This window comes from Paenibacillus sp. oral taxon 786 str. D14, from assembly GCF_000159955.1.
GTDB lineage: Bacteria > Bacillota > Bacilli > Paenibacillales > Paenibacillaceae > Fontibacillus > Fontibacillus phoenicis.
This window is the reverse complement of sequence record NZ_GG695975.1, coordinates 174,482-179,794: the sequence shown is the minus strand read 5'-3', so window position 1 is coordinate 179,794 and position 5,313 is coordinate 174,482. Positions and strand designations below refer to the sequence as shown.

At 40.4% G+C, this 5,313-nt stretch carries 4 protein-coding genes; all 4 read right to left on the bottom strand.

Annotated elements, in window-relative coordinates; translation table 11 throughout:
* Positions 1 to 157 precede the first annotated feature (157 nt).
* Positions 158 to 1,747, bottom strand: coding sequence for a multicopper oxidase family protein (locus POTG_RS10725; protein ID WP_050769739.1), 1,590 nt, complete (start codon positions 1,745 to 1,747; stop codon positions 158 to 160).
* 121 nt (positions 1,748 to 1,868) lie between these two features.
* Positions 1,869 to 2,783 carry a WD40/YVTN/BNR-like repeat-containing protein gene (locus POTG_RS10720; protein WP_036644986.1) on the bottom strand — a complete coding sequence of 305 codons (915 nt, stop codon included), beginning with the start codon at positions 2,781 to 2,783 and terminating at the stop codon, positions 1,869 to 1,871.
* 83 nt (positions 2,784 to 2,866) lie between these two features.
* The gene (gene asnB, locus POTG_RS10715) at positions 2,867 to 4,747 is read right to left on the bottom strand and encodes an asparagine synthase (glutamine-hydrolyzing) (RefSeq protein ID WP_009224845.1); all 1,881 of its coding nucleotides are present in this window, start codon (positions 4,745 to 4,747) and stop codon (positions 2,867 to 2,869) included.
* 91 nt (positions 4,748 to 4,838) lie between these two features.
* Positions 4,839 to 5,313 (bottom strand): M56 family metallopeptidase (locus POTG_RS23180; RefSeq protein WP_009224844.1); only part of this gene is annotated, 475 nt, incomplete at its 5' end.

The following is a 5,313-nucleotide window of genomic DNA, read 5'->3' as shown; positions in this document are numbered from 1 at the left end:
CTCGTAATCTATGATGAGTCCATTGTACATGGAAAATGTTGAGAATCTGTGTGGAAAGTAAGAAGATGAAAAATAGAAGCGAGTTTTGTCGATAGACATAGAGAAGAGTTGAAACAAAAACTCCTGCAACGACTGATCGCTGCAGGAGTCTGTTAAATTATTCTGGCTTATTTCCGACTGTAGGGTCAGGTGTGTAATTACTTTTGTAGCCCTCGTACATCACGTCTGTAACCATCCCTGCGGACGCATGGTGTAAATCATGGCAGTGGAACATCCAATCCCCCGGATTATCCGCTTCAAATGCAACCACGTATTCTTCGCCAGGCTTCACATTAAGCGTGTCTTTGATCACAGGTGCTCCTTCTAGTGGTTTACCGTTCTTACTTAATACTTGGAAGAAATGACCGTGTAAGTGCATGGGATGATCATCGGTTTTAGACAAATTAACTAAGGTAACCTTCACTTTGTCCCCTTTATCTACTTTGATCGAATCGGTATCAGGAAACATCTTTCCATTGATTGTGTAGACCATTTCCCCATCCTTCATTTCTGTGTTCAGATTTAATTTTACGTCTTGATCAAACTTTTGATCCAAAGAGAAATTAGACATCGCTTGTTGGCCGTATTTGGTTAAATCAAAGTTAGGCAGCTCATCATCCGCATTCGAGTTATCGGTTTTGCCTATTGCGCCCTCATACTCAATTACAGCACGCATGTTCTTCACCCGCTCATCTTTTCCATGCTCTTCGAAGAGCCATGATCCGGGGTTATTGGCAGTAAATTCGAGATCATAGCGTTCACCAGGCGCGATCGCAATGCCTTGATTGGCGATCACGGCTGGACTATTTACAGGTTGCCCATCGGAGGCAATGACTTTAAACTCATGTCCGTGTAAATGCAACGTGTGCGTAATGTAGCCCGCATTGACCAAACGAATGCGAACTTTATCCCCTTCCTTCACGATAAGCTTATCAATCGAATCCCCAGTTTTCCCATTCATGGTGTACAGGTCATACACGCTCATATCATGCCCAGCCATCTCTGTCATGCTACTCATATCTCCCATGTTCATTTGGCTGTGATCCATCCCCTCCATGCCTTCCATGTTGCTCATATCCATCTCGCCTGAGCTCATCCACTCATCCAGCACAAGGGTATAATCACGGTCATAGTTTTCATTGGGATCTTCTACGATTAACGTACCATACAAGCCCTTATCAAGCTGATTTACACTATCTTGGTGCGAGTGATACCAATAAGTTCCCGGGACAGTCGCTTTAAATTCATAGGTGAATTCCTTACCTGCAGGTACTGCATCTTGAGTTACCCCCGGAATACCATCCATATTATTTGGAACAGGATAACCATGCCAGTGTATGGAGACAGGCTCCTCCAACTCATTCTTCAATTTGATTTTCACGGTATCACCGACCTTCACACGAATCTGTGGACCCGGCACCGAATTGTTAAACGTCCACACAGGCAGCGTCAGATCATCCGATACTTTCAAGTTGCTCGTTTGCGCGGTAATCGTAAATTCTTTTCCATCCGCAACAGGAGCAACTTTCGTCAATTTGATTTCCCCTGACTGGTCTTTATTTTGATCCGTATTCTGTTGAGAATCACTCATGTTCATTTTTGAATGATCCATGCCTTCCATCCCATTTTGACCGTCTGAATTTGCGCAACCTGCCACAATGACACTAAAAGCACCTACTGCAAGTAGAATTTTTAGTTTACCTTTCATAATGATCCTCCTATTGATTTTATCTCCAACAGTATATCTAAAATTTGTGTGGAATTTATGAAGACATCTAAATTTTGAAATAATAGATAATAAAAATAAGGAGAGATCAGAAGATATATGTTTATTCAACACTTGCTCTCAGTGACCAGCTACTGCCGCCATTGTCGCTTTCAAAAACAGAATATCGGTCAGTCACAATGACCAGCCGGTTGGGATCACGTTTCGACGCTTTGATGCCGAGCGGCATTTCACCTTTTAAATCAACATGAAGGTCTGACCAGTCTTTCAAATCTTTTGATTTTAGAAATCCGCTTTCCGACATAAGGATGACCTCCCCATTAGCTAAATAAAGCACCCCATATACCGGTTCATTGGTTAAGAGCAAGTTCTGAACCTTGCCTTCATTAACAATGTAATGAATAAGTCCTGTTTCCGTGGCTGCCAAAAAGGAAACAGGAGCTCCCGGCAGCGCCGTAATGGAGTACGCACCTTCAGGCAGAGTGCCTATGTTCTGCCATATCTCGCCCCCATCTTTTGTTTCAAATAAGTTGTTCTCCGAACCTGCCAACAAGGTAAATAAATGATTCGGATCGTCAGGATCCATAACTAAATAATGCGCATCGGGTTCATTGGGTTTGGATTGATTAGGAAGTCCATTTTCAATCGTTTCCCACGTATCTCCGCCATCGACAGATCGTTTCACAAATCCGTGACCTGCGGCATATATTTTTGAAGGATTCTCGAAATCCGTTTCGATTCCCATCACATCGTTGGTTTTAATCGGCTCAAAAGTTCTCTGCCACTTTTGATCAACAAGTTCATATACACCTGTATGTGTCCCCATCAAAACCGTTGTATCATCGAGTGCATAACTAAAGACGTGTGGGTGCGTGTTGGACTCGGTAATCAAAGATGCCAAATTTGATTCTTTGCTTTTTTTAGTTCCACCCCATATCGCAAAAATGATAATTAAAGCTAAAGCTATTGTTAAGTAAAAGCCAAATCCCCAAGAAAATTTCTTTTTTACTCTAAACATGTTCATTCTCCTAACCATTATGATGAATGTCATTTTATTAATGACCGATGTGAAGACCATTTGTGCATGAACAAGGCAGTTAATCAATTTATCATGACCATTTTCATATAATCGGGCTGAATATAGAGGGACTTCCACAATGAAAAAATATAAATGGTCCAGAGCTTTCTGGAGTAATCCCCTAAACCTTTGCGGTGCCGATCTAACATCTCCTTCACCTGACTAAGTTTAAACCATTCCTCTACCCCACTACCTATGATTTGCTCTAGCATGTGATCCCCTATAGATGTCATAAGCCATTTTCTTAAGGGTACGGGAAAGCCAAGCTTAGGCCGATTTAACACATGATCAGGGACCAGACCGTCCATGGCCCGACGTAAAACAAACTTTGTAGTGTCTTTTGATATGCGATAATTCACCGGGATTTTTCGGGCAATATTGAAAACCTCTTTATCCAAAAAAGGAACCCGAATCTCTAAAGAATGTGCCATACTCATCTTATCTGCCTTCATGAGAATATTCCCTGGCAACCATAAATGAAGGTCAATCAATTGCATTCGGGTCACATCATCGAGATTTTTACTAATTTCATAAATGCCTTTTGTAAGTTCCGTGGTTGGTTCCCAAATATTGAATAGTTCAGGCCGAAAGACCATGATTTGTTCCTTTTCATCCTCATTAAAGATTTTGGCATTCCCAAAAAATCGCTCCTCTAGGGAAGTAAACCCTCGCATTAAATAGTTTTTACCGTAAAAGGAAAATGGAATTTGTGCAAGATACTTTCTAAATTTATTTTTGATTTCCTTCGGTAAATAAGAAATCGGTCTAAGTGAACCAGGTTCCCGGTATATTCGATATCCGCCAAATAATTCATCTGCTCCTTCACCAGATAATGCAACAGTAACCTGTGATCTTGCTAGCTTGGACAATCGAAACATGGCAATGGCAGACGGGTCCGCAATCGGTTCATCCATGTGCCATACTGCTTTCAAGGTATCCTCAAAAAATTTTTCAACTGAAATGATTTCATCATAATGATCCGTATTAAGCACTTCAGCAGTTCTTCTTGCGAATATGGTCTCATTCTGATCCCCCTCAAAGCCCACTGAAAAAGTTTTCAACTGTTTGTTGCATTCCGTAAGATGGCTAGTAATAGTTGTTGAATCAATCCCACTAGACAAGAAGCTGCCTACCGGTACTTCACTTTGGATATGCAAGTTGATCGAATCCCGAAGACTGTAACGTATTTCTTCTACAAATGTCTCGAGAGGCCGATTCTCCGGCTCAAATTTCGGGTCCCAATACTTTTTTTTAGCAACGAGACCCCATTCATCAAATTTGAGATAATGACCTGGCTCCAACTTACAAATTCCTTGAAACATAGTTTCTGGTTGCGGCACATATTGTAACGTTAGATAATGTAATAAGCTTTTTTGATTAATGATCGGCTGAATTCCCCCAGCAGCCAGTATACTTTTGATCTCGGAGGCAAAGATAAGCCGTTTGCTATCCTGATAGTAGTAAATGGGTTTAATTCCGAAGTGATCCCTTACAATAAATAGTGATTTTGCTCTTCGATCCCAAATCGCAAATCCAAACATGCCTCTTAATTTATCAAGGCAACGTTCTTGATATTCCTCATACAAATGCAGAACAACTTCTGAATCCGTATTGGTTTTAAATCGATGCCCCAGACTCTCTAGTTCTTTCTTCAATGATTTGTAATTATAAATCTCACCGTTAAATACCAACCAAAGGGAACGATCTTCGTTAGCAAGAGGCTGATTCCCATCATTAATACCTAAAATAGAAAGACGGGTAAAGCCCAATCCTATATTTTCAAAGATGCGAATCCCCGTTTGATCTGGTCCACGATGCTGGATCATATTTATCATTCTTCTCAACGCACTGACTTCTGGTCCTGAATTATCTCCAAACGTTAAAATTCCAGCTATTCCACACATGTATCTATTCTCCTGTCGCTTTTAAATATGAATCATTGGACCATCTTTTATACTACAATACGTAGTTTTAAAATGAAAAAGAAAACGGCTTTTATGTGCAGCCGTTAAGTAACATTATGACACTAAATGTGATGAATACACTAAAAGATATAACCATAGGGGGAATATCCAGTATTGGAACTTTGATATGAGAACTCGGTTCAATTAATTTTTGTATCCGGTAATTGATGGGATCATCCGCAAATCCAACCCCAATGGGGAATCGTTGATGATTTGAACTCGCACATTTATATAATACACTGCCCAAAGCATATGGTGACCCCATGTGTCTCATGGCATATTGATCGGCATCAATCTCCATCCATACATGAATAAAATGATGCATTTTTTTAAAGATCGGTACAAAAGGAAGACTATTCTTTATGATATTTATGATTAACGAACGAAGAGGATCGAATCTTTTCAGATGAGCGTATTCATGTAGCAATACCGCTGTAATTTCTTCTTGATCAAAACATTCCAGCATTTTGGTGGAAATAACAATTCTCGGTCGAATAAATCCATAA